Below are 24,436 nucleotides of genomic sequence, written 5' to 3'. Positions count from 1 at the left end.
AACGTGGCCCTTTCATCCAAATTGATCAAGCCCGCCAATGCCGCGCGAGCCCCAGTCAATTGCAGCAGGAACCCTGAATCGTGAAAAACAAGCTATCCGACCTGAACAACCACCTGTTCGCGCAGCTCGAGCGGCTTTCCGATGAGGCCATCGATGGCGACAGCCTCGAGGCCGAGATCAAGCGCACCGATGCCATCGTGGCGGTTGCCGACCAGATCGTCGGCAACGCGAACCTGCAGCTGAACGCCGCGAAGCTGTGGGCGCAGCACGGATCGCAGATCATGCCGATGCTGCCGAAAATCGGGGGAGGCGACGGATGAAGCGCCGCGCCATCGCCTATGACCAGGACGAACTGGACTGGATCGAAGCCAGGTGCCGCATGCCGCGCCGTGAGCTGCATGCGCTGTTCTGTGCGCGTTTCGAGCGCGACGATGTTTCGCTCAGCAACCTGAACGCCTTGTGCAAACGCAAAGGATGGATGACCGGCAGAACGGGTCGCTATGAGCCCGGCCGAGAGCCCGAAAACAAGGGCAAGTCCATGCCGTTTCATCCCAACAGCGCGGCGACCCGCTTCAAGAAAGGCAACATGCCGCACAACAGTCGCGGACCAGGTCACGAGCGCGTCGACACCAAGGACGGTTATGTCGTGATGATCATCGACGAGCCTAACCCTTGGTCCGGCGCCGCGACGCGGCCCGTCCACAAGCATCGCTATCTATGGGAAAAGGCCAATGGTCCGGTGCCCGATGGCCATGTGCTGAAATGTCTGGACGGCGACAAGACCAACACCGATCCGTCGAACTGGGAGCCGGTCCCGCGGGGTCTGCTGCCAAGGCTCAACGGTCGCTGGACCGGCCTGAAATTCGACGCCGCCCCGGCCGAGGTGAAGCCCACCCTGACGGCGATCGCGCGCCTCGACAACCAGGCGCGCGAGGCGCGCAGGCGCAAGAAATGAGCCCGCTGCATCAATTCATGGCGCTGCGGCCCTTCGGCGGCTTCGACCTGATCATGGCGGATCCGCCCTGGTCATTCGACAACTTCACCGAAGCGGGCGAAGCGAAGAACGCCAAGGCGCAATATGGTTGCATGTCGCTGGCCGATATCGCCGCCCTGCCCGTCCGCGCGCTGGCGGCAGACGATAGCATCCTGTGGCTCTGGGCGACCAACCCGATGCTGCCCCAGGCAATCGACGTGCTGAGCGCCTGGGGGTTTGAGTTCAAGACGGCCGGCCACTGGGCCAAGCTGACCCGCACCGGCAAGCAGGCCTTCGGCACCGGCTACATCCTGCGCTGCGCGGGCGAGCCCTTCCTGATCGGCACGCGCGGCCAGCCGAAGACCACACGCTCGGTCCGGTCGGTCGTCATGGGCAAGATCCGCGAACACAGCCGCAAACCCGACGAGGCCTTCGCGGCCGCCGAGCAGCTGATGCCGGAAGGCCGACGCATCGAGGTCTTCAGTCGGCAGCGCAGACCGGGCTGGTCGAACTGGGGAAACGAGGCCGACAAATTCGAGGAGGCGGGCTGATGACGCGACCTTATATACCCAAGCCAGCCGCCCGCCGCGGACAAAAAGAGGGTAAGTAACATGGGCCAAGTCCAGCCTCTATTCGCCAGCGCCAGCACCGCCGCGAAGCTGTTGGACATGAGGCAGTCCGAGTTTCAGCGGCTGGTAGATAGCGGCTGCCTGCCACGCGGACGCGAGATTGCACCCGGAATGGTAAGGTGGCCCGTGGATGATCTGCGCAAGATCGTCAGCGGTGAGGCTGTAGACGGAGGAATCGACTGGTGAGGAAGGAAGGTCGCAAGCCCTATGTGTTCGAGGCCAAGCCCGGATACCTGTATTTCCGCAAAGGCGGGAAATATCTTCACCGCTTCACCGCTCCCGAGGGTACGGCCGAGTTTGACCGCCAATACTGGGAGGTCATGACCGGCAAGACGATGGAAGCCAAACGGTCCTGGGCTGCGGCCATAAAGATCCTGCGCGAATCGGATCGATGGGCCGAAAAATCCACACGTTACCGCCAAGACCTGGAGCCGGTTCTGGCCTACCTGATCGACAAGATCGGCAAGCGTGACGTGGCGCGCCTGACGCAAGCCGACATTTATGCGGCGATGGACAAAAACAAGCATCGCGTCCGATTCGCGAATTACATCCCCGTTGCCATCAGCATGATCGCAAAGGAAGTGATCCGGCGGCGCTGGCTGAACGACAATCCTGCGAAAGGTATCGAGCGGCTGGCCGTGCCGAAGGATCGCAGACAACCACACGTCCCGTGGCCCGATGCTGCCGTTGAGAGGTGGCGGACCGAAGCGGGACCAGTTGAACGGCTGATCTTCGAGATCGGCGTCGGCACCGTTCAAAGACCCGGAGATTGGGTGGGCTTCACCTGGGGAGACTATGACCCAGTCGGCGACGGGACTCTGAGGCTGCGACAGAACAAGGGCGACAAGCCGCTGATTCTGCCCTGCACAGTGGCTCTCAAGGCCGCATTGGACAATGCGAAGGCCGCGCTACCTTTCGCCCCTCTGCCCGCCCGCCACATCATCACCAAGCAGGATGGCAGCCGGATGGAGTATCGGCGCCTGGCCGAACTAATGCTGGCCGAGCGCCGGCGGCTTGGGTTTGAAGCCTACGATCTCCATGCGCTGCGCTATCGTGGAGTGATGGAGTTGGCGTGGGCAGGCTGCGACGACGACGAGATCATGTCCTACAGCGGCCACAGCACCAAAGCGATGGTGCGGAAGTATGCCGGAGAAGCTCGCCAGATCATGCGGGCGCGTCAGGCCCGAGCCAAGCGCAGCTGATGGAACAGAACAGGGCCAGAACGTGAAAGTGATAACGGGTGTGATAACCCTCTTGACCCCGTTTCTCGAAAACCATAGCAAACGCAGCACTACGGTGGGTTGGCGGAGTGGTTACGCACCGGATTGCAAATCCGTGAAGACCGGTTCGATTCCGGTACCCACCTCCAAGAATGTCGTCATGTGTTTCTGACCCGGAAGGCGACTTTGCCGGGTTCGGCAGAGGCGGCGTTTCAATGCAAATTCCGGGATCAGGCAAAACCTGCGACGGCATAATCCCGCGGACGCAGGAATTCGTGCAGGCAGCCGTGCATCACAGCAGAAGTTCGGGGTCACCGGCGACCTGCGGATCGACCTTGCCGATGGCGCGCGGGTTCTTGCCCGCATAATCCACCGCATGCAGGATCGTCTGGATCGCAGCGATCCGGGCACGGCGCTTGTCATCTGACCGGATCACCGTCCATGGCGCGATGGGCGAATGCGACAGGTTCAGCGTGTCGCGTATCGCGGTGCTGTAGTCGTCCCATTTCGCGAGGCCGTCCACGTCGATGGGCGAAAGCTTCCACTGTTTCAGCGGATCCTGTTCGCGGTCCAGGAACCGCTTCAACTGTTCGGCGCGTCCCACATTCAGCCACAGCTTGACCAGTGTGATGCCGTCATCGACCAAGGTCTGTTCGAACCCCGGCAACTGCCGAAAGAACGCATTCCGCTGATGGTCAGTCGAGAAGCCGAAGACGCGCTCGACAACGCCCCGATTGTACCAGCTGCGATCGAACAGGGCGATCTCTCCGGCGGCGGGCAGCCAGTCCACATAGCGTTGAAAATACCATTGATCCTGTTCCCGCTCGGTCGGCTTGGGCAGCGCGACGATATAGCAGGATCGCGGGTTCAGGTTCTCGCGCACACGTTCGATCGTGCCGCCCTTGCCCGCGGCGTCACGCCCCTCGAACAGGACCACCAGCCGCTTACCCGTAGACACCACATCGTGCATCATCCGCACAAGTTGCAGTTGCAGCGCCTCCAGGTGGTCTTCGTAGTCGTCCTTGTCCATCTCTTCGCGATACGGATAGCCGGGGTCGAGGATATCGTGCTTGCCGGCCTTTTCGATGGTCTTGCGGATCTCTTTCGGGGCGCCCTTGTCCAGGTAGTCCGAGATCTGTCCGACCAGCGGCAGTTCCGGCATCGCGCGGTTTGACTTGGCCATCAGCGGGTTCCGATCCGGGTCATGTCATATTCCGTGGTCTGGTAGATCTCGTTGATCCAGTTACCGTAAAGCAGATGGGCGTGGCTGCGCCAGCGGTTCGTTGGCACAGCCGCGGGATCATCACCCGGATAATAGTTGCGCGGCACGTTGATGGTCTTTCCGACCGCCACATCCCGATCGTATTCGTCTTTCAACGTCGTGCTGTCATATTCGAAGTGGTTGAACACATACAGCGCCCGATGCCCCTTATCTTCCAGCAGGCAGGGGCCGACCTCATCGCTGGCCAGCAGCGTCGTCAGCCCCGGACAGCTATCCACGTCGGATTGGCGCACCTCGGTCCAGCGGCTGACCGGCACAAGCACGTCGTCCGAGAAGCCGCGCAGATAGGGCGAGGCCGGTGCCAGGTTCTGATGCCGGAAACAGCCGAACGCCTTGTGATCCAGCATGTGCTTGGGCAGGCCGTGGAAATGCGACGCCATCGCCATGCCGCCCCAGCAGACGCCGAAGGTGGAATGCACATGACTTTGGGTCCATTCAAAGACCCGCGTCAGTTCGTCCCAGTATGTGACCTGATCGAAGGGCAGATGTTCGATCGGCGCCCCGGTGATCACCAGCCCGTCAAATTTCTCGCCCGATGCCTCGACGTCGGCGAAGGGGCGGTAAAAGCTTTCCATGTGATCAGCGGCAGTGTTGCGGCTTTCATGCTGCGACATGCGGATCAGTTGGAAATCAATCTGCAGCGGCGTCGCGCCGATCAGCCGGGCAAACTGGTTCTCGGTCTGGATCTTCTTCGGCATCAGGTTCAGCAACCCGATCCGCAGCGGTCTGATGTCCTGCTTTTCCGCGCGTCCGGGCGACATCACCATGACGCCTTCGTCCGACAGGATGCGGAAGGCGGGCAGGTCTTCGTTCAGGGTGATGGGCATCAGATCAATCCTTGCGGTCGATGGCACGGGCGATCAGGTCAGTGAAATCGGCGGGCGTCTTCACCTCGGCGACCTCTTCGGCCAGAACGGTGACGCCGCGACGCGCCATCGCCTCGTATCGCGGCTGCCGATGGGCCAGTGCACGGGCATAGGTCCAGCGGATGAAATCGTCGGGGTTCACCTCTTCGCCCTGCAGACCCTTCTCGACCCGATAGGCCACCCAGGCTTTTTCCAGGAACTCGGGCTGGTAATACATCGGCTTGGGCGCGCGGTCGAAACGACGGACCAGTTCGGCGGTATGCGCGTCCGATCCCCTGATCCAGACCATCAGCAGGTCGCGTTCCAGCGCGGCCAGCACCGGATCATCGGGATCGTCGGGGTCCACCACCTCGCAGATCGAGCCGCCGCTGTCGCAGACGAAATGCGGGATATTATAGATATCCATCGCGCGATTCATGAAATGGCGTGTGTCCAGCAGGGCCGACATCTCGGCCCGGCGATGCTGGTCCTGGCGCACGCGGTATTCGTCGAATGGCAGGCCGCCCCGGCTGGGGCTGCCGGGTTTGCCCAGATAGGTGGACAGGGGCGCGAGATTGTCAAAGGTGATATTGCTGGCGATATAGACGCTGTCGGACATCAGCAATTCCCGCAGCAGCGGCACCTTCATCGCCTCGCGCTTGAAGTTGTCGGCGATGTATTCGCCCATGTAGCGGGTGCCGATGCGGTAATCGATCGAATAGTGGAACCAGTCGCCCGCGGCGCGCAGCATGTTGGACAGGTAGGTCTTGCCAAGCCCGGACATGCCGAACAGCGCAATGCGCCTGTTCGCTGCCTGCCGCCACGCGTCGCCACTGCCATAGATCATGCCGGTTCCCTTTCTGAACGGCGCATAGGTAATCCGTTGGCCCAACAAAGCAAAGGCCCCGCCGAAGCGGGGCCGTGCCATTGTTGCGTCGATGCGGGATCAGAAGCTGTAGCCGACCCTGACGCCCACGCCCCATGCGTCGCTGTCGCGCATCGAGGCGCGCTGAACGTCCGGCGTGCCGGTCTCGGGGTTGGCGTCGCCCAGCTTGGTGTAATTGATGCCCGTGGTGATCTTCATGTTGTCGCGCGTATAGATCGCGGCAAGCGTGATCCCCTTGCGGCCGTTGGTCGGGGCCAGCGGCGAAACAAGGTCATCGCCACCCTTTTCATAAGTAAATGACGCCGAACCGGCCCAGTTTTCGCTGAACTGGCGGCCGACACCCAGGGTGTAGGTGGTGGTATCCTCCAGTTCGACCAGACCGCCGCCGGTCACGGCCACGAAGTTCTCCGGATCCACACGGAACTCGGACCAGTTGACCCAACGGACCGAGCCGAAGACCAGCGTCTGAGGGGCGACGCCAGTCTGGAATTCGAGGTTCCAGCTTTCAGGGGTATTCACGGTGGTGGTGGATTCGCCGTCCAGCAACGGCAAGGGTCCGAACGGCGTGTCGATCGCCGGTCCCGACTCGGTCGTGTCGAATTCGTGCTCGACCTCGGAATTGTAGGTCAGCGAGACACGGGCGGCGATTTCGGGCTTTTCCCATGCCACACCGGCGACCCACCCAATTCCGGTATCGGTGTCCAGATCCACATTGTATCCGGCGACCGGGCCATAAGCGGCACCGTTCAGCGTCACATTGCCATCCGCGCGGGATCCGCGGATGCCGCCATGAAACGAGACATTGTTTTCGAACTTGTAGCGTCCAAGCGCGGTGAAAGTAGTCGAATCCACGCGCGCGATCGTACCGCCAAGCAGGACCGAGCCGATTTGCGAAGGATCGGGGGCCAGGCCCGGCTGGGTCGGATACCGGATATCGGCGCCGAAAGGCTGCTCGATAATGATCGCGGCCGAGAAATTGGGCGTGAACTGGTGCTTGTAGCTCAATCCCAGGAAACCATAACCCTGCGCCACGTCGCCGGTGCGAAAGCCCAGCTCGTCGGTGCCCTCGACGGTCGGATCGACACCGCCGAAGCTCAGCTCGGCATAGTTGCCTTCCTCGAACAAAGCCGTCAGCGATTGCGGCGCGCGCTCGATCCCGCCGGCCAATGCCGGGGCCGTGCCCATCAGCAGGACCGCCATTCCTGTAGCAGTTCTTTTCATCTTGTTGCCTCCCTCTCAGGGGTGTGCGCCCCTCTCGATATCATGCGGTCACCTTAGCGTGTGAAGGCAACGGTTCAATTCACCACAGGCGCGAATTTTATGCATATTGGATGTGACCTTGCGGCATAGTGACTTGATTGCAACGAAACCGCTGCCCGACGGCGGCCGGTGGGTGCGCTTGTTACCAGATCGGGGGCTGGACAAACCCGCCTGCGCGTGAAAGGGGAAACTGCCAAACGAACTTGCCGCAAGGAAACTCCCATGCAGATTCGTGAGGCCCTGACCTTCGACGACGTGCTTCTGGTTCCCGCCGCCTCGACGGTGATGCCATCGACCGCCGATGTGACCACGCAGGTCACGCGTTCCATCCGGATGAACATTCCCCTGCTGTCCTCGGCGATGGATACCGTCACCGAAAGCCGCATGGCGATCGCCATGGCCCAGTCGGGCGGCATGGGGGTGATCCACCGCAACCTGACCATCGATCAGCAGGCCGCCGAGGTGCGCCGCGTCAAGCGCTTTGAAAGCGGGATCGTCTATAATCCGATCACCCTGCGCGCCGACCAGACCCTGGCGGATGCCAAGGCGTTGCAGGATCGCTACAGCGTCACCGGATTTCCGGTCGTGGACGATCAGGGCCGGGTCATGGGCATCGTCACCAATCGCGACATGCGCTTTGCCAGCGACGACAGGACGCCCGTGCAGGTGATGATGACATCAGACAGGCTGGCGATGCTGACCGAGCCGGCGGACCGTCAGCAGGCGATCGATCTGATGAAGGAACGCCGGATCGAAAAGCTGCTGGTCGTCGATGGCAAGGGGCATCTGACCGGGCTGCTGACGCTGAAGGATACCGAAAAGGCGGTGCTGAACCCGCTGGCCTGCAAGGACGATCTGGGTCGGCTGCGGGTCGCGGCTGCCTCGACCGTGGGCGAAGAGGGCTTCGAACGCAGTCAGGCATTGATCGAGGCGGGCGTGGATATGGTCGTGATCGACACCGCGCATGGCCATTCCGCCGGTGTCGCCAAGGCGGTCGAACGCGTGAAGGCGTTCTCGAACGAAGTGCAGGTGGTCGCCGGGAATGTCGCCACGGGCGAAGCGACCCGGGCGCTGATCGATGCCGGCGCGGACGCCGTCAAGGTCGGCATCGGCCCCGGATCGATCTGCACGACGCGTGTCGTGGCAGGGGTCGGCGTGCCGCAACTGACCGCGATCATGGACGCCTCGGCCGCCGCCGGCGACGTGCCGGTGATCGCGGACGGGGGCATCAAGTTCTCGGGCGATTTCGCCAAGGCGATCGCTGCCGGGGCCAGCTGTGCCATGGTCGGCAGCGCCATCGCCGGAACCGATGAAAGCCCCGGCGAGGTAATCCTGTATCAGGGCCGTTCGTTCAAGTCCTATCGGGGCATGGGCAGCCTGGGCGCCATGGCGCGCGGTTCGGCTGACCGGTATTTCCAAAAGGACGCGGCCACCGACAAGCTGGTCCCCGAGGGGATCGAGGGCCAGGTGCCCTACAAGGGTCCGGCGGGCACGGTGATCCATCAGCTGGTCGGCGGATTGCGCGCGGCGATGGGCTATACCGGCTGCGCGACCGTGGCCGAGATGCGCCGGAACTGCAATTTCGTGCGGATCACCGGTGCCGGGCTGAAGGAAAGCCACGTCCACGACGTCCAGATCACGCGGGAAAGCCCGAACTATCGGCTGGGATAACGCCGCCTCAGCGAAAGAGCCAAAGGCCCGGTGACCAGGCTTTTCCGGTCACCGGGCCATTCATTTCCTATCTCAGGCGCGCCAACCGGTTTTGCAGATCCGTGCACAAAGCGCGGCGCTCCTCGGGTGTCAGAAACGCCCCAAGCTCGATCTCGCGCTGACCGTCGGTCAGGGTCAAATAATCCTCGACCGGGCCTTTCCTCAGCGCGGGCCGCACCCAGTAGCTGTTGGTCTTCCACTGTCGCACCGGCCGTCCGGCGTCGTGCCGCTGCAGCCACAGGGTTTGACGATCCAGCGTCAATTCCTCAACCGTTTCGCCGCTGCGGTAACTGCGCTGCAGCGCGTACCACATCCCCCAGACGACCAGCGCCGCGAAGGGCAATAACCCCCACAGCACCGCCGTGCCAAGCGCCGCCAGCAGCGGCAGCGCAAGCAGCGCCGCGGTCGCGCCGATGAACCACACGAAGCCGCGCACGGGCAGCGAACGGTATGGCCAGACCCGCAGCCGAAAGCAAACGGCCCCGGAATCGTCCGGGGCCGCGTCTTGCCATTCGTAAGGCATCAGTGCGCGCGGGCGTGATCCCAGTCCTCGCGCTTGGGAAGCTGCTCGAACGTGTGTTCGGGCGGGGGCGAGGAAAGGGTCCATTCCAGCGTGTCGGCGTGCTCGTTCCAGTAGTTCGGCACGTTCACGCGCTGTCCGGCGCGCAGCGTGTAGAACACGATCCCGATGAAGAACAGGAACGAGGCGAAGCTGATATAGGCACCGATCGAGCTGATATTGTTCCAGAACGCGTATTCGACCGGATAGTCGATATAGCGACGCGGCATGCCCTGACGGCCCAGGAAGTGCTGCGGGAAGAAGATCATGTTCGAACCGATGAACATCATCCAGAAATGCACCTTGCCGGCCCATTCGGGATACTGGCGGCCCGACATCTTGCCGATCCAGAAATAGACCCCCGCGAAGATGGCGAAGACGGCGCCAAGGCTCATGACATAGTGGAAATGCGCCACGACGTAATAGGTGTCGTGATAGACGCGGTCCAGCGGCGCCTGGCTGAGCACGACGCCGGTCACGCCGCCGACGGTGAACAGGAACAGGAAGCCGAAGGCCCACAGCATGGGCGTCTTGAACTCGACCGAACCGCCCCACATCGTCGCGATCCACGAGAACACCTTGATGCCTGTAGGCACCGCGATGGTCATGGTCGCCAGCATGAAATAGCTTTGCTGGGTCAGCGACATGCCGACGGTGTACATGTGGTGCGCCCAGACGACGAAGCCCAGCACGCCGATCGCCGCCATGGCCAGAACCATCGGCAGATAGCCGAAGATCGGCTTCTTGGCGAAGGTGGCGATGACGTGGCTGATGATGCCGAAGCCGGGAAGGATGATGATATACACCTCCGGGTGGCCGAAGAACCACAGGATGTGCTGATAAAGGATCGGGTCACCGCCGCCGGCCGGATTGAAGAAGTTCGTGCCGAAATTGCGGTCCATCAGCAGCATGGTGATGGCGCCAGCCAGAACCGGCAGTGCCAGCAGGATCAGCCACGCGGTGATGAACACCGACCAGGCGAACAGCGGCACCTTGAACAGGGTCATGCCGGGGGCACGCATGTTCAGGAACGTGGTGATGATGTTGATCGCACCAAGGATCGAAGACGCGCCCGAGACGTGGACGGCGAAGATCGCCAGATCCATCGAATAGCCGCCCTCGGTCGTGGACAGCGGCGGATACAGAACCCAGCCGACGCCGGAACCCATCTGCTGGTTGCCGCCCGGGGCAAGAAGCGACGCGACGCCAAGCGCGACGCCGACGACATACATCCAGTAGCTGAGGTTGTTCAGGCGCGGGAAGCTCATGTCCGGGGCGCCAAGGTGCAACGGCATGAAATAGTTGCCGAAACCGCCGAACAGGGCCGGAATGACGACGAAGAACATCATCAGGACGCCGTGATAGGTGATCATCACGTTCCACAGATGGCCGTTCGGCGTGCACTCGGCCGTCGAATCGGCGATGAAGCGCGCGCCTTCAAGGCACATATACTGCACGCCCGGATGCTGCAGTTCCATCCGCATGTACACGGTGAAGCTGACCGAGATCAGGCCCACCAGACCGGCGGTGAAAAGGTAAAGAATACCAATGTCCTTGTGATTGGTGGACATGAACCATCGGGTAAAGAACCCGCGCTGGTCGTGATGGTCGTCGTGGCCGTGAGCGGCTGCGTCTGCCATACCCGAACTCCCTCAGATATCGTCGAGCCGGTCAGGCAGACCGGCGATGTTCCGTAAGTCTTCTAGACCAGTGGCGCGCACCGGGCAATGTGCCGAACTGGCGTAAATTGGAACGCCTCCGCAAGAATATCACATTCCGCGGAGGCGATGTAAGGCTGAACTGCGACGGATTGCCGCACTTTCTGCAAGCGCGGCCTATTCCGCCTCGGGCGAGTGGCTGGCCAGGAAGGCCGCGACGTCCGCCTGATTCTTGTTCAGCTTGAAGGTCATCTTGGTCCGCGCGCTGTCATCGCCTGTCTTTTCCTGAACGAACGTGTTCGGGTCGGTGATGTAGGCGGCCAGATCCTCGACCGTCCAGACCTCGCCGCTGTCCTTCAGTTCGATCAGCGCGTCCGAATACTTGAAGCCTTCCTGACTGCCCGCCGGCTGCCCGACGATTCCGTACAGGTTCGGCCCGACCTTGCCGCCCTTCACGATGTCCTCGCCGTCGGGCGACTGGATCATGTGGCAGGCCTTGCATTTGCGGAATTCCTTTTCGCCGTTGGCGGCGTCTCCGTCCTGTGCGAATGCGGGCATGGCTAGGGCGGCACCGATCAAAGAGCCGATAATCGCGATTTTCATACGTGTTTTCCTCGCTCAACCAGAATTGGATGTCCCAACGCCCGGTTATAGGCGCTCAAATTGCGGAATCCACCCGTCATAAGGTCGCATGGCAAGATTTGCACATGTTCGTCAGATTTCCGGCGGTCAGTGATCCGCACCGAAGATCGGATCGAAGCAACGTTTCAGCGCACTGTCCAGATCGGGCATGGCGACCGGCAGGCCAAGATCGACCAGGCTGGTCACACCGTGGCCGCTGATGCCGCATGGAACGATGCCGGCGTAATGGGTCAGGTCGGGTTCGACATTGATGGCGATGCCGTGAAAGCTGACCCAGCGGCGCAACTTGACGCCGATCGCCGCGATCTTGTCCTCGCGTGGGGTGCCGTCCGGCAGACCCGGTTTTTCAGGGCGCGCGACCCAGACACCGACGCGGCCCTCGCGGATCTCTCCGGTCACGCCAAATTCCGCCAGCGCGGCGATGACCCAGCGTTCCAGCCGGGCGACGAAATCGCGGACATCCCGTCCACGCCGGTTCAGATCAAGCATGACATAAACGACACGCTGCCCGGGACCGTGATAGGTATATTGTCCGCCCCGACCCGTTGCATGGACGGGAAAGCGGGCGTCCAGCAGATCAGCGTCGCGCGCACTGGTGCCAGCGGTGTAAAGCGGCGGATGCTCGACCAGCCAGATCAGCTCGTCCGCCTCGCCCGCGTGGATCGCGGCCACGCGGGCCTCCATCCGTGCGACGGCCTCTTCGTGGCCTGTCAGGCCGTCACTGATGATCCATTCCACCATGCGTGCGCATGTGACCCCAAGGCCGTTTGGCGTCAAGTGCCCGGACGACGTATCCGGCCATCGCCGCAGAGGTTCATTGCCGCAAGAAAGCCCTTTTCAATCGCTTTCCGCTCGGCTATGACCCCGCGCACTGCCCGGATGCGGTCGTGGCGGAATTGGTAGACGCGCAGCGTTGAGGTCGCTGTTCCTTAACCGGAGTGGAAGTTCGAGTCTTCTCGACCGCACCAGATTTTCAATCCAGCCTTCAGGTTTTCCGGGCGACAACGTCCGTCGGTCCGCATTGTCGCGGGCCTTGGTCGTGATCATGGATCGGCGTTGCGGCGCGTGGATCAGTTCACCCTGTCGCGCGGCTCGCGCCCCTCGAAGAAGTCGCGCAGATTCTCGACCACGCGAAATCCCATCGCCTCGCGCGCCTCGGTGGTGGCGCTGCCCAGATGCGGCAGCATGACAAGGTTCTCGCAGCCATGCAGCGCGGGATTGATCCGCGGTTCACCGTCGAACACATCCAGCCCCGCTCCGCCGATCGTCTCGAACCACAGCGCGCGGGCCAGCGCCTCTTCATCCACCACCTCACCGCGTGCGGTGTTGATCAGGAACGCACCGGCCCGCATCAGGCCCAGTCGGCGCGCATCGATCAGATGCCGGTTCTCGCGCCCGCCCGGACAATGCAGCGACACGAAATCACACTGCGGCAGCAATTCGTCGATGCTGTCCAGCTGTGTCGCAGCACATGGCGCCAGAACCTCGGGCGCGACCTTGCTGCGGTTATAGGCAAGGATTTTCATGCCGAAACCATGATGCGCGCGCCGCGCCATCTGCTGCCCGATCCGGCCATAGCCGATGATGCCAAGCGTCTTGCCCGACACCTTGGTGCCGATCAGATGGGTGGGCCGCCAGCCGCCCCAGCGTCCGGCGCGCAACTCGCGTTCGCCCTCGCCCGCGCGGCGCGCGGCCATCAGCAGCAGCGTCATCGCCAGATCGGCGGTGCATTCGCTGAGGACATCGGGCGTGTTCGTCACCACGATGCCGTGCTGGCCGGCGCGCGCCATGTCGATATGGCTGTAGCCGACGCCGTAATTGGCAAGGATTTTCGCTTGCGGCCGTTCCAGTTCCAGCGTCGCGGCGCCGATCCTGTCGGTTACCGTCGGCAGGATCGCGTCATATCGCTGCATCGCCTGCTTCAGGCAGTCCTGATCAAGCGGCCGGTCCGAGACGTTCAGATCGGCATCGAACAGATCCGCAAGCCGGGCCTCGACCGCGGCGGGCCAGCGGCGGGTGACCAGTATCCTGGGTTTCGCCATCCCCCCCTCCTATTGCAGCACACGGGCGATCGTCTCGCCGATCGCGGCCGGGTTTTCGGCCACGGTCACGCCCGCTGCGCCAAGGATCTCGACCTTCTCGCTGGCGCTTTCCCCGAACGCCTGGATGATCGCGCCCGCATGGCCCATGGTCCGTCCCTTGGGCGCGGTCAGGCCCGCGACATAGGCCACCACCGGCTTCTTGACGTGATCGCGGATGAAGTCGGCCGCCTCGGCCTCTTGCGGGCCGCCGATCTCGCCGATCATGCAGATGAGGTGGGTGTCGTCGTCATCCTGGAAATACTGCATGATGTCCCTGAAGGACGATCCATTGATCGGATCGCCGCCGATGCCGACGCTGGTCGAGACGCCGATCCCGCGTTCCTTCAGCTGCGATGCAGCCTCGTAACCCAGCGTTCCCGACCTGCCGATGATGCCCACATGACCCTGCAGGTAGATATGGCCGGGCATGATCCCCAACATCGCCTTGCCGGGGCTGATCGTGCCGGCGCAGTTCGGGCCGGTCAGCACCATGCGCCGTTCCCGTGGGTATCGGAACATGTAACGTTTCACCCGGATCATGTCCTGCGCCGGGATGCCGTCGGTGATGCAGACGCAATAGCGGATGCCCGCATCCGCTGCCTCCATGATCCCGTCGGCGGCGGCGGGCGGTGGCACGAAGACCAGCGTCGCCTCGGCCCCGGTTTCGGCGACCGCCTGCTTGACCGTGTCGAAAACCGGCACCCCCTCGACCGTCTCGCCGCCCTTTCCGGGCACGACGCCGCCGACGACATTGGTGCCGTATTCGATCATCTCGCGGGTGTGGAACCGGGCCATCTTGCCGGTGATCCCCTGAACAATGACTTTGGTATCGCGATCAATCAGAATGCTCATCAGATGGCCCTCAGCTTCGAGTTCTGTTGGTTCATGTCGCTTTTCCACGCGGCGACCGCGCGCTCGGCGGCCTCGTTCAGGGTCGCGGCGCGGATCAGCGGCAGACCGCTTTCGGCAAGAATCTTCTGGCCTTCCTCGACATTGGTGCCGGCCAGCCGGACGACGACCGGCACATCGACCGGGTTCTCGCGCAGCGCCTGCACGACGCCCTCGGCCACCCAGTCGCAGCGATTGATGCCGGCGAAGATGTTGACCAGCAGCGCCTGCACCTTCTTGTCGTACATCACCAGCCGGATCGCCTTGGCCACGCGTTCCGGCGTGGCGCCGCCGCCGATATCCAGGAAATTCGCGGGCTCGCCCCCCGCCAGCTTGATCGTGTCCATCGTCGCCATCGCCAGCCCTGCGCCGTTGACGATGCAGCCGATATGGCCATCCAGACCGACATAGTTCAGGCCGCGATCCGCCGCGCGCGATTCACGCGGGTCTTCCTGCGACTTGTCGCGCAACTCGCTGATCTGTGGATGCCGGAACAGGGCGTTGTCGTCGAAGGTCATCTTCGCGTCCAATGCCAGGATGCGGTCGTCGCCGGTGATCACCAGCGGATTGACCTCGACCATGGTCGCGTCCAGTTCGCGGAAGGCGCGATAGCAGCCGCGCAGCGTGCGAACCATCTGCTGCACCATGGCCGGCGCGATCCCCAGCGCAAAGGCGATCTCGCGACACTGGAATTCCTGCAGGCCGACCGCAGGTTCGACCGTGGCGCGCACGATGCTGTCGGGCTTTTCGGCCGAGATGTCCTCGATCTCCATGCCGCCCTCGCGGCTGGCGACGATCATCACGCGCTGACTGGCGCGATCCAGGACCAGGCCCAGATAGATCTCGCGCTCGATCGGTACGGCGGCCTCGACATAGACGCGATAGATCCCCTTGCCCTCGGGGCCGGTTTGATGCGTCACCAGCTTCTTTCCGAACATGTCTTCGGTGACGTCCTGGATCTCGGCGTCGCTGTCACACAGCTTGACCCCGCCGGCCTTGCCGCGCCCACCGGCATGCACCTGCGCCTTGACGACCCAGCGGCTGCCACCCATCTCGCGGGCACGATAGGCCGCCTGTTCCGGGCTGTAGGCCAGTGCGCCCTGCGGAATCGCCACGCCGAAATTGCTGAGAATTTCCTTGGCCTGATATTCATGGATATCCATGTCGTCCCCTCCCCTGTGCGCCGGTTATTCCGCCGCGACGGCGCGATCGAACTGTCGGTCCAGAATTGCCGTGATCCGCGTCATGTCGATGCCCGCCCCCATCCGGTTCATCGCCTCGCCGAACCGGGTGACGATCTCGGTGATCGCGCGGCGGTTCAGCAGGTTCAGGATGCCGATGCGGACCTGCACGGGTTCGGACAGCGTGGGCCAGATGCCGAAACCCTCGGCACGGCAGGTCTGCACCAGTTCCATCTCGCGCCCGGCCAGATCGTCCGGCAGCGTCAGCACCACCAGCGAGGTCATGTTGGACGTCACCTTGCAGCCCATCGCCGTGACCGCCTCGCGCAGCACCGCCTCGTGGAAGGCATAGTTTTTCGCCCGGTCCGCGACGGTTTCCTGCAGGGTGATCCGCAGCGCCTCGTGAAAGGCCGCGACCGCATAGGCACTGTGGGTGCGGTGATATGTTCCCTTCTCGACATCCTTGCCGTCGATGATGCCCCAGTGCCGCGCCTCCAGGATCGGATGATGGACGAAACTGCGGCATCCGGTCGCCCGCAACGTGGCGATGTAACGGTCGCTGAAGGACACCGGCGCATAGGTCAGCGGCAGGCAGCAGATGCCCTTTTGCGGGCACGAGGCCCAGCCATGCACGCCCGGAAAGTCATCGATCCGGAAATTCGCGACACCCAGCGACGACACCGCATCGACAAGTCCCATCACATCGTGACGTTCGCAGGCGTCCGAAAATCCGCGCAGATCGTTGATCCGGCCCGAACCGGTTTCCCAATGCGCCATAACCGCCCATCTCGGCCGATGTTCGGCCAGCGCAGCCTCAACGACCTCGCCGGTGACGGACTCGCCATGTGGCACCGTGACGACAGTGACCGATGCCGCCTGCGGATCCAGCGGGCTGGCCGCCAGTTCTTCGGGGGTGGCGGCCTTCATCCGCACCGTCAGCCCGTCGATCCCCGAGAACGTGCCGTTCACGAACATCACCACCTTGTCACCCGGCATGACGGCGCCGAACATCGCGTCCAAACCGCTCCACCCGGTCCCGGCGACGCCGAAAGTGTGGATGTTGCGGGTTCCCATCACCTCGCGCAGCATCTGCTTGCATTCGATCATGCCGCGCAGGACATCAGCCTGCATGTGGTCGGCGGTGCCCGCGCCGGCGAACCGGGCCAGAACCCGTGGATCGGTATTGCCCGGCCCCGGTCCAGCCGCCAGAGTCGGCGGAATCTCCAACCGCGGGAAAATCACTATCTTGCTCATATCAGCATGTTCCCGAAACTAAATTGCTCTTGGAACAAGGCCCTGTCTCGACTGGAACCACAACATGCGTTACTCCTGCATATTGGTATCCATTGGGATGGCTGTTTACCTACCCATAAGGGTGGAAATGCTACCTTTGGCTGAAGTGAACCTACCCGATCCGGGCGGGAATCAGAGGAAAGGACCAGAATGCCGACCCTAAGCGCATCGACTTCCCGGATTTCCGTCAGTCTTGCCTGCAGCAATCCGCTGGTCCTGTCCGCCATGTCGGCGGTGTTCGAGCGTGATCCCCGCTTCTCGCTGATCGCGACCTCCTCCACGGCCGAGGGATTTCTGGCCAATGTCGTCCGCGTGCCTTCACAGGTCGGCGTGATCGACTGGGACCTGCCGATCTTGGGCGGCGCGCGCCTGCTGGAGGTTTTGCGCGAACAGGACGACGGCCTGCGCATGGTCGTCTATGCCGATCAGGGCAGCGCCGCGCACCGCGCCGCGATGGGCGCGGGCGCCGCGGGTTTCGTCACCCGCAACGGCCCGGTCGAGGCGCTGCTGGATACCTGCGTCGCGGTCGCCGCCGGGAAGATGGTCTTTCCCTATCTGGACGTGCGCGATTTGCAGAAGGATCCGATCCACAGCCTGTCACGCCGCGAAAGGGTGATGCTCGAGGCGCTGTCGAGGGGCCTCAGCAACCGTGAGTTGTCGAAAGAACTTGGCATCTCGACCAACACGGTCAAGTTCCACCTGTCGAACCTTTACGACAAGCTGTCGGTCAGGAACCGCGCGCAGGCCATCGCCTTCTTCTATTCGAACCGCCTGCCCGGCGGGGACGGCACACCTGCCGACGGCTGATACGGGAACGCAGGAATGCGACCTAGCGCCGTCTTGACGCGAAAGATCATTTCTTCGTTGCATGAGGGCGCCGATCCGAATTCCCCACGAGGAGCGAACCGAGATGAGTTTCCATTCCATCGAACAGGCCCCGGCGCGGCTGAACCGCAGCGAGCTGGCCGTGCCCGGCAGCCAGCCGCAAATGTTTCAGAAGGCCGCAGAATGCGCCGCCGATGTGATCTTTCTTGACCTCGAAGACGCGGTTGCACCGGATGAAAAGGAACAGGCGCGCAAAAATATCATCAAGGCCCTGAACGAGATCGACTGGGGCAGGAAAACCATGTCGGTCCGAATCAACGGTCTGGACACGCATTACATGTATCGCGACGTGGTCGATGTGGTCGAACAGGCCGGACAGCGGCTTGACCTGATCATGATCCCCAAGGTCGGAACCGCCGCCGATGTCTATGCCGTGGACATGCTGGTCACGCAGATCGAGGATGCCAAGGGCTGGACCAAGCGGATCGGGTTCGAACATATCATCGAAACGGCATTGGGCATGCAGAATGTCAGCGACATCGCGGCAGCGTCGAAGCGCAATGAAAGCCTGCATTTCGGCGTCGCGGACTATGCCGCCAGCACCCGCGCCCGGACCACCGTGATCGGCGGCGTGAACGAAAACTATGCCGTGCTGACCGACCCCGATCCCGCCGGTGAACGTCAGGTGCACTGGGGCGACATGTGGCACTATGCGCTGTCGCGGATGGTCGTCGCCGCACGCGCCAACGGGCTGCGCCCGATCGATGGCCCGTTCGGCGATTTCTCGGACCCCGACGGCTTCAGGGCCGCCGCCTATCGCGCCGCCGTGCTGGGCTGCGAAGGCAAATGGGCGATCCATCCCAGCCAGATCGCCCTGGCCAATGAGGTGATGAGCCCGTCTGACGCCGAAATCGCCCGCGCGCAGAAGATCCTAAACGCGATGGCCGAGGCCGAGGCCGCCGGCAAGGGCGCCGTATCGCTGGATGGACGGCTGATCGACTATGCCTCGATCCGGCAGGCGCAGGTGCTGGTCGAAAAGGCGCGTCAGATTGCAGGCTGAGCCGAACACCGAAGACATGCGCGCGCTGGCGCGGCATTTGTATGATGTCGCCGTCGGCGCGGCCGATCCGGCCCGCGCCGTGCGCGCGTATTTCGAAGATCACCCGCCCGCCGCGCTGCATGGCCGTGGACAGCACTATCTGGTCGCGATCGGCAAGGCCGCCCCCGCCATGTTGGCCGAGGCGATGCGCCATGTGCCGCAGCCCTTCGACGCGCTTGCCGTCACGCATCATGAAAACAACCAAACCGTGGCAGGCGCCCGCGTTCTGAAGGCAGGCCATCCCGTGCCCGACGCGGCGGGTCTGCACGCCGGACAGCAGATCGCCGGGTTGCTGTCCAAGGCGGGCGCGGATGATCACGTCTATGCCCTGATCTCGGGTGGCGGATCGGCGCTGGTGCCCGCCCCGATCCCGCCCCTGACCCTGAAGGACAAGCAACAGGTCAATCGCGTCCTGCTGGAAAGCGGGCTGGACATCGCGTCGATGAACCTGGTCCGGCAGCAGCTTTCCACGCTGAAGGGTGGCGGTTTCCTGCGTCTGGCGGCCCCCGCCCCGGTCACCGCGCTGATCCTGTCGGACGTGATCGGCAACGATCTGGCCGCCATCGCCAGCGGCCCGACGACCGCGCCGCTGGGAAGCCGCGCCGACGCGCTGGCGCTGCTGCGCGATCACGGATTGTTCGATCGCCTGCCGCAGCCTGTGCGCGAATTGCTGGAAACGCCCCGGGAACCATCACGGTCGCCGGACGCGGACAATCACCTGATCGGCAGCAACGATCTGTCGCTTCAGGCGATGCAGCGCGCGGTGCCCGAGGGCTGGACGGCCCGGATCGTGTCCGATCATCTGACCGGCGACGTGGGCGACGCCGCCCGTACGATCATCGCCGCCGCACGCGACACGCCGCTGCGCCAGCCGACCGCGCTGATCTTCGGCGGCGAGACCACGGTGCGGCTGCGCGGCGACGGGCGCGGCGGGCGCAACCAGGAACTGGCGCTGCGCGTCGCCATGCAGGGCGGCGACCTGCCGCCGGGCTGGGTGTTTCTCAGCGGCGGCACCGACGGGCGCGACGGCCCGACCGATGCCGCGGGCGGGCTGGTCGATCAGGGAACGACCGGCCGCATCGCCGCAAGCGGCGCCGACGCGGCGGCCCTGCTGGCCAACAACGACAGCTACGCGGCACTGAAGCACGCGGGCGACCTGCTTGTGACAAAGGCCACGGGAACCAATGTCGCCGATGTGCAGGTCATGCTGCTGACGCCTTAGGACGCCGCGCCGATGGCGGCGCCCCTCAGATACAGCGCCCGCCATCGACCTCCATCGCCACGCCGGTGATCATCGACGCCTCGTCCGAGGCCAGGAAACAGGCCGCGTTGCCCATGTCCTCGGGCGTCGAGAAACGCCCGATGGGGATCGTGGACAGGAATTTGGCCCGCATCTCGGGCGTGTCCTCGCCCATGAAGCTTTTCAGCAGCGGGGTTTCCCCGGCCACCGGATTGATCGCATTCACACGGATGCCGAACGGCGCAAGCTCGACCGCCATGGCCCGCGTGGCGGTGATCAGCCAGCCCTTCGAGGCATTGTACCAGTTCAGCCGCGGCCGCGGCGACACGCCCGCGGTCGAGGCGACGTTCACGATCGCACCCCGTCCTGCGGTCTTCATCAGCGGCACGATCTCGCGCGCGATCAGATAGATCGACTTGCAGTTGACCGCCAGAACCCGGTCGAAATCCGCCTCGGTGACCTCTTCCATCGGCGTCGGCAGATGCGTCACGCCCGCGTTGTTCACCATCACGTCGATCTTCCCGAACGCCCGGATCGTCTGCGCCACCATTTCCGCGACGCTGGCGCTGTCGGCGACATCGGCATGGACACCAAGGCCGCCGATTTCCTCCGCGATCTGAAGGGCGGCGGATTCGTTGATGTCGGCGACGACCACCTGCGCGCCCTCGGCCGCGAATTTGCGCGCGATCCCCGCACCAAAGCCGCTGCCCCCGCCCGTCACGATGGCAATCCTGTCCTGAAGTCTCATGCTGCCCCATTCCCTTTTTCTGCGCACATGATCGCCAGACGGACGGCAGGTGCAACCCGCTTTACCGCCGCGCGCCGGCGGATTAGCGTCGGTGTCATGCTGCGCTATGTTCTTCGCCGGATGATCTCGTTGGGGCTAAGCCTGCTGGTGGCCTCGGCGCTGATATTTTCGGTCGTCGAACTGGTGCCCGGCGATCCGGCCAGCTTCATGCTGGGCACCGGCGCACAGCCCGAAACGGTCGCCGCGCTGCGTCAGCAGATGGGGCTGGATCAGCCCCTGCCCTTGCGCTACGCGGCATGGGTCGGCGCGCTGCTGCAAGGCGATCTTGGACAAAGCTTCACCTACAAGACCCCGATCGGGGGGATGATCCTGGAACGGATGCAGGTGTCGCTGCCGCTGGCGCTGATGGCGCTGACGCTAGCCGCCGCGATCGCCTTTCCCGTGGGCATCTACGCCGCCGCGCGCCGGGGCAAGGCGGGCGATGCGGCGGTGATGGGCGGCACGCAGCTGGGAATTGCGCTTCCGAATTTCTGGTTCGCGATGCTTCTGGTGCTGCTGTTCGCGGTCAAGCTGCGCTGGCTGCCCGCAGGCGGCTTTCCGGGCTGGAGCCAGCCTGACGCCGCGCTGCGATCGCTGATCCTGCCCGCCGTGGCGCTGGCCCTGCCGCAGGCCGCGATCCTTGCCCGCGTGCTGCGATCCGCACTGATCGAGACGCAGGGACAGGACTATATCCGAACCGCCCGCGCCAAGGGGCTGACCGCCGGACAGACACTGCGCCGCCACGCGCTGCGCAACGCGCTGATCCCGGTGCTGACCATCATGGGAATGCAGTTTTCCTTTCTTCTGGCCGGCGCAATCATCATCGAGAACGTCTTCTACCTGCCCGGCCTGGGCCGGCTGATCTTTCAGGCGATCAGCCAGCGCGACCTGATCGTGGTGCAATCGGCCGTGCTGGTGCTGGTCGCCGCCGTGATCGCCGTGACCTTCCTGGTCGATCTGGCCTATGCCGCCGTCGATCCAAGGCTGCGCAACCGATGAGATGGGGCATGATCCTGGGCGCGGCGCTGGCCGGGCTGGCGCTGATCGCGGCGGTCCTGTCCTTCGCCTGGACACCACATGACATCACCCAGCTTGCGATCGCCGACCGGCTGCAACCGCCCTCCGCCGCCCATCCTTTCGGCACCGATCATTTCGGACGCGACATCCTGTCGATGGTGATGCTGGGCGCGCGGGTCTCAATCGCCGTCGCGCTGGTGGCTGTGGGCATCGGCGCGGGCGTCGGCGTGCCGCTGGGACTGCTGGCGGCCGCCCATCGCGGCGGCTGGCTGGACGATCTGGTGATGCGCGGCAACGACCTGATCTTTGCCTTCCCCAGCCTCGTCATCGCGATCCTGATCACCGCCGTCTTCGGACCCTCGGCATTGAACGCGATCATCGCCATCGGCATCTTCAACATCCCGGTCTTTGCCCGCGTCACGCGCGGCGGGGCACTGCCGATCTGGACGCTGGACTATATCCGTGCGGCCGAGGTGTCGGGCAAGGGCACCGCGCTGATCAGCCTGCAGCATATCCTGCCCAACATCGCCAATCTGCTGATCGTGCAAGGCACTATCCAGTTCAGCCTCGGCATCCTGGCCGAGGCCGCCCTGTCCTATGTGGGGCTTGGCGCGCAGCCGCCCACGCCAAGCTGGGGCCGGATGCTGGCCGAGGCCCAGACCATGGTCACACTGGCCCCGCATGTCGCGATCATTCCCGGCCTGTGCATCGTGCTGACGGTGCTGGGGCTGAACCTTCTGGGCGACGGCTTGCGCGATGCGCTGGACCCGCGGCTGAAGGTGGCGCGGTGATCGATCTGCGCGATCTGTCGGTCACGATCCGGGGCACGCAGGTGCTGCGCGATGTCGATCTGCGGCTTCACCCCGGATCGATCACCGGGCTGGTCGGCGAAAGCGGATCGGGCAAGTCGATGACGGCGCTGGCGATCATGGGCCTTCTGCCGCACCGGGCGCAGATCGGCGGCCAGGTGATGCTGGACGGGCAGAACCTGCTGACCATGTCCGAACCTGCGCTGTGCAAGATCCGCGGCAGGCGGATCGGGATGATCTTTCAGGAACCGATGACAGCCCTGAACCCGCTGATGACCATCGGCGATCAGGTGGCCGAGGTGCTGCGCATCCACCACGGCATGGACCGCACGGCGGCGCTGGCCCGCGCCCGCGAAAGGCTGGACCGCGTCGGCCTGCCCGATCCGCGCTTTCCGCTGACCCTCTATCCGCATGAATTGTCGGGCGGCCAGCGTCAGCGGGTGGCCATCGCGCTGGCCATCGCCGAACGGCCCGACCTGCTGATCGCGGACGAACCCACGACCGCGCTGGACGTCACCACGCAGGCGCAGATCCTTGACCTGCTGGCCGGGCTGGTCCGCGAAGAAGGAATGGCGCTGTTGCTGATCACCCATGATCTTGCCGTGGTCGCGGGTCTGGCCGACCGCGTGGCGGTGATGAAAGCGGGCGAGATCGTCGAGGAAGGACCGACCGAGACGCTGTTCCGCACCCGGTCGCACCCCTATACGCACCAGCTTTTCGCGGCCTCGCGCCATGCCCCGTCGCGCCATGCGCCCGCGACCGGCAGCCCGCTGCTGCGGATCCGCGACGCCGTTCGTGAATACCGCCTGCCCGGAGGCGACAGGCTTCGCGCGGTCGATGGGGTCAGCCTGACCATCGGACGCGGCGAAAGCGTCGGACTGGTCGGCGAATCCGGATGCGGGAAATCGACGCTGACCCGCGCGATACTTGGCCTTGATCCGTTGCAGGGCGGCACGATCGCGCTGGACGGGCGACAGGTGATGGCAGGGCGGCGGATGCCGCGCGATCTGCGCGCGCGTATGCAGGTGGTGTTTCAGGACCCGTTCGGCAGCTTCGATCCCCGTTGGCGCGTCGCCCGCCTGGTGGCCGAACCGTTCCACCTGACCGACCGTCCGGCCGGCTGGCGCGACCGCGTCGGCGCCGCCCTGTCCGAAGTCGGGCTGCACCCCGATGATGCCGACAGGTATATCCACGAATTCTCGGGCGGGCAGCGTCAGCGCATCGCCATCGCTCGCGCCCTGATCATCCGCCCCGACCTGATTGTGCTGGACGAGGCGGTCAGCGCGCTGGATGTCCGCGTCCGGGCGCAGGTGCTGGACCTGCTGGCCGGTCTGCGCCGCAGTCACGGCCTGTCCTATCTGTTCATCAGCCATGATCTGTCGGTGGTGCGCGGCATCACCGACCGCGTCCTGGTGATGCAGAAAGGCCGAATCGTCGAGGACGGCGCCGCCGAACAGGTCATCGACACCCCTAGCGCCCCCTATACCCGCCGCCTTGTCGCCGCCATGCCGCGCATCCCGACGGATTGGGTGGCGTAGGCCTGTCCTTCTCA

25 protein-coding genes and 2 tRNA genes are annotated in these 24,436 nt (G+C 64.1%); 14 read left to right on the top strand and 13 right to left on the bottom strand.

Annotated elements, in window-relative coordinates:
* Window positions 1-80 precede the first annotated feature (80 nt).
* From MU516_RS15500 to MU516_RS15475, 6 genes are all read left to right on the top strand, one after another.
* Window positions 81-320, top strand: a complete 240-nt coding sequence (locus MU516_RS15500) for a hypothetical protein (RefSeq protein ID WP_260278181.1) — start codon at window positions 81-83, stop codon at window positions 318-320.
* Window positions 317-955, top strand: a complete 639-nt coding sequence (locus MU516_RS15495; protein WP_260278180.1) for an HNH endonuclease signature motif containing protein — start codon at window positions 317-319, stop codon at window positions 953-955. Before MU516_RS15500 ends, MU516_RS15495 begins: the two co-directional genes overlap by 4 nt.
* On the top strand, window positions 952-1,524 hold the full coding sequence (locus MU516_RS15490; protein WP_260278179.1) for an MT-A70 family methyltransferase: 573 nt from the start codon (window positions 952-954) through the stop codon (window positions 1,522-1,524). The genes MU516_RS15495 and MU516_RS15490 overlap by 4 nt, the downstream gene beginning before the upstream one ends.
* A gap of 60 nt (window positions 1,525-1,584) precedes the next feature.
* The gene (locus MU516_RS15485) at window positions 1,585-1,788 is read left to right on the top strand and encodes a hypothetical protein (RefSeq protein WP_260278178.1); all 204 of its coding nucleotides are present in this window, start codon (window positions 1,585-1,587) and stop codon (window positions 1,786-1,788) included.
* Window positions 1,785-2,804, top strand: coding sequence for a tyrosine-type recombinase/integrase (locus MU516_RS15480; protein ID WP_260278177.1), 1,020 nt, complete (start codon window positions 1,785-1,787; stop codon window positions 2,802-2,804). Before MU516_RS15485 ends, MU516_RS15480 begins: the two co-directional genes overlap by 4 nt.
* 93 nt (window positions 2,805-2,897) lie before the next feature.
* Window positions 2,898-2,971, top strand: a tRNA-Cys gene (locus MU516_RS15475).
* Between the two features lie 143 nt (window positions 2,972-3,114).
* Here the strand turns inward: MU516_RS15475 and ppk2 are convergent.
* The 4 genes from ppk2 to MU516_RS15455 all read right to left on the bottom strand — a co-directional run bounded on the left by ppk2 (window position 3,115) and on the right by MU516_RS15455 (window position 7,056).
* Window positions 3,115-4,005 carry a polyphosphate kinase 2 gene (gene ppk2, locus MU516_RS15470; RefSeq protein ID WP_260278176.1) on the bottom strand — a complete coding sequence of 297 codons (891 nt, stop codon included), beginning with the start codon at window positions 4,003-4,005 and terminating at the stop codon, window positions 3,115-3,117.
* A complete protein-coding gene (locus tag MU516_RS15465) occupies window positions 4,005-4,931 on the bottom strand; it encodes a homoserine O-succinyltransferase (RefSeq protein WP_260278175.1) in 927 nt (308 codons plus the stop codon). The genes ppk2 and MU516_RS15465 overlap by 1 nt, the downstream gene beginning before the upstream one ends.
* Window positions 4,932-4,935: 4 nt before the next feature.
* A complete protein-coding gene (locus MU516_RS15460) occupies window positions 4,936-5,796 on the bottom strand; it encodes an ATPase (RefSeq protein WP_260278174.1) in 861 nt (286 codons plus the stop codon).
* A gap of 99 nt (window positions 5,797-5,895) precedes the next feature.
* A complete protein-coding gene (locus MU516_RS15455; RefSeq protein ID WP_260278173.1) occupies window positions 5,896-7,056 on the bottom strand; it encodes an OmpP1/FadL family transporter in 1,161 nt (386 codons plus the stop codon).
* A 261-nt stretch (window positions 7,057-7,317) separates the two neighbouring features.
* Between MU516_RS15455 and guaB the strand changes: the two genes are divergently transcribed.
* Window positions 7,318-8,766, top strand: coding sequence for an IMP dehydrogenase (gene guaB, locus MU516_RS15450; protein ID WP_260278172.1), 1,449 nt, complete (start codon window positions 7,318-7,320; stop codon window positions 8,764-8,766).
* 67 nt (window positions 8,767-8,833) lie between these two features.
* Here guaB and MU516_RS15445 read toward each other — a convergent pair whose 3' ends face one another.
* The 4 genes from MU516_RS15445 to lipB all read right to left on the bottom strand — a co-directional run bounded on the left by MU516_RS15445 (window position 8,834) and on the right by lipB (window position 12,405).
* Window positions 8,834-9,328 carry a DUF2244 domain-containing protein gene (locus MU516_RS15445; RefSeq protein WP_260278171.1) on the bottom strand — a complete coding sequence of 165 codons (495 nt, stop codon included), beginning with the start codon at window positions 9,326-9,328 and terminating at the stop codon, window positions 8,834-8,836.
* Entirely contained in the window at window positions 9,328-11,004 is a 1,677-nt protein-coding gene (locus tag MU516_RS15440) for a cytochrome c oxidase subunit I (RefSeq protein ID WP_260278170.1), read from the bottom strand. Before MU516_RS15440 ends, MU516_RS15445 begins: the two co-directional genes overlap by 1 nt.
* Before the next feature lie 195 nt (window positions 11,005-11,199).
* Complete coding sequence (locus MU516_RS15435) at window positions 11,200-11,625, bottom strand: c-type cytochrome (protein WP_260278169.1); 426 nt, start codon at window positions 11,623-11,625, stop codon at window positions 11,200-11,202.
* A gap of 126 nt (window positions 11,626-11,751) precedes the next feature.
* The gene (gene lipB / locus MU516_RS15430) at window positions 11,752-12,405 is read right to left on the bottom strand and encodes a lipoyl(octanoyl) transferase LipB (RefSeq protein WP_260278168.1); all 654 of its coding nucleotides are present in this window, start codon (window positions 12,403-12,405) and stop codon (window positions 11,752-11,754) included.
* A 140-nt stretch (window positions 12,406-12,545) separates the two neighbouring features.
* Between lipB and MU516_RS15425 the strand changes: the two genes are divergently transcribed.
* Window positions 12,546-12,632, top strand: a tRNA-Leu gene (locus MU516_RS15425).
* Between the two features lie 102 nt (window positions 12,633-12,734).
* On the opposite strand, the gene MU516_RS15420 is transcribed toward MU516_RS15425, so the two are convergent.
* The 4 genes from MU516_RS15420 to MU516_RS15405 are packed head-to-tail and all read right to left on the bottom strand — an operon-like array spanning window position 12,735 to window position 17,068.
* Window positions 12,735-13,706, bottom strand: coding sequence for a 2-hydroxyacid dehydrogenase (locus tag MU516_RS15420; RefSeq protein ID WP_260278167.1), 972 nt, complete (start codon window positions 13,704-13,706; stop codon window positions 12,735-12,737).
* Between the two features lie 9 nt (window positions 13,707-13,715).
* Window positions 13,716-14,597 carry a succinate--CoA ligase subunit alpha gene (gene sucD, locus MU516_RS15415; protein ID WP_260278166.1) on the bottom strand — a complete coding sequence of 294 codons (882 nt, stop codon included), beginning with the start codon at window positions 14,595-14,597 and terminating at the stop codon, window positions 13,716-13,718.
* Window positions 14,597-15,796, bottom strand: a complete 1,200-nt coding sequence (locus MU516_RS15410) for a malate--CoA ligase subunit beta (RefSeq protein ID WP_260278165.1) — start codon at window positions 15,794-15,796, stop codon at window positions 14,597-14,599. The genes sucD and MU516_RS15410 overlap by 1 nt, the downstream gene beginning before the upstream one ends.
* A 24-nt stretch (window positions 15,797-15,820) precedes the next feature.
* Complete coding sequence (locus MU516_RS15405) at window positions 15,821-17,068, bottom strand: pyridoxal-phosphate-dependent aminotransferase family protein (protein WP_260278164.1); 1,248 nt, start codon at window positions 17,066-17,068, stop codon at window positions 15,821-15,823.
* 189 nt (window positions 17,069-17,257) lie between these two features.
* Between MU516_RS15405 and MU516_RS15400 the strand changes: the two genes are divergently transcribed.
* The 3 genes from MU516_RS15400 (at window position 17,258) to MU516_RS15390 (ending at window position 20,253) form a co-directional block, all read left to right on the top strand.
* Window positions 17,258-17,914, top strand: coding sequence for a response regulator transcription factor (locus MU516_RS15400; protein ID WP_260278163.1), 657 nt, complete (start codon window positions 17,258-17,260; stop codon window positions 17,912-17,914).
* 103 nt (window positions 17,915-18,017) lie between these two features.
* Window positions 18,018-18,992, top strand: a complete 975-nt coding sequence (locus MU516_RS15395; protein ID WP_260278162.1) for an HpcH/HpaI aldolase/citrate lyase family protein — start codon at window positions 18,018-18,020, stop codon at window positions 18,990-18,992.
* A complete protein-coding gene (locus MU516_RS15390; RefSeq protein ID WP_311319115.1) occupies window positions 18,982-20,253 on the top strand; it encodes a glycerate kinase type-2 family protein in 1,272 nt (423 codons plus the stop codon). The genes MU516_RS15395 and MU516_RS15390 overlap by 11 nt, the downstream gene beginning before the upstream one ends.
* 25 nt (window positions 20,254-20,278) lie before the next feature.
* On the opposite strand, the gene MU516_RS15385 is transcribed toward MU516_RS15390, so the two are convergent.
* On the bottom strand, window positions 20,279-21,019 hold the full coding sequence (locus MU516_RS15385; protein ID WP_260278161.1) for a glucose 1-dehydrogenase: 741 nt from the start codon (window positions 21,017-21,019) through the stop codon (window positions 20,279-20,281).
* Window positions 21,020-21,115: 96 nt separating this feature from the next.
* On the opposite strand from MU516_RS15385, the gene MU516_RS15380 reads away from it, so the two are divergent.
* The 3 genes from MU516_RS15380 to MU516_RS15370 are packed head-to-tail and all read left to right on the top strand — an operon-like array spanning window position 21,116 to window position 24,422.
* On the top strand, window positions 21,116-22,057 hold the full coding sequence (locus MU516_RS15380; protein WP_260278160.1) for an ABC transporter permease: 942 nt from the start codon (window positions 21,116-21,118) through the stop codon (window positions 22,055-22,057).
* Window positions 22,054-22,866: an ABC transporter permease gene (locus MU516_RS15375; RefSeq protein ID WP_260278159.1), complete on the top strand. Its 813-nt coding sequence runs from the start codon at window positions 22,054-22,056 to the stop codon at window positions 22,864-22,866. The genes MU516_RS15380 and MU516_RS15375 overlap by 4 nt, the downstream gene beginning before the upstream one ends.
* On the top strand, window positions 22,863-24,422 hold the full coding sequence (locus MU516_RS15370) for an ABC transporter ATP-binding protein (protein WP_260278158.1): 1,560 nt from the start codon (window positions 22,863-22,865) through the stop codon (window positions 24,420-24,422). Before MU516_RS15375 ends, MU516_RS15370 begins: the two co-directional genes overlap by 4 nt.
* Window positions 24,423-24,436 lie beyond the last annotated feature (14 nt).

The sequence above is a fragment of the Paracoccus maritimus genome, assembly GCF_025195095.1.
GTDB lineage: Bacteria > Pseudomonadota > Alphaproteobacteria > Rhodobacterales > Rhodobacteraceae > Paracoccus > Paracoccus maritimus.
The sequence above is the reverse complement of the archived record's forward strand: the minus strand, read 5'-3'. Positions and strand labels throughout refer to the sequence as shown.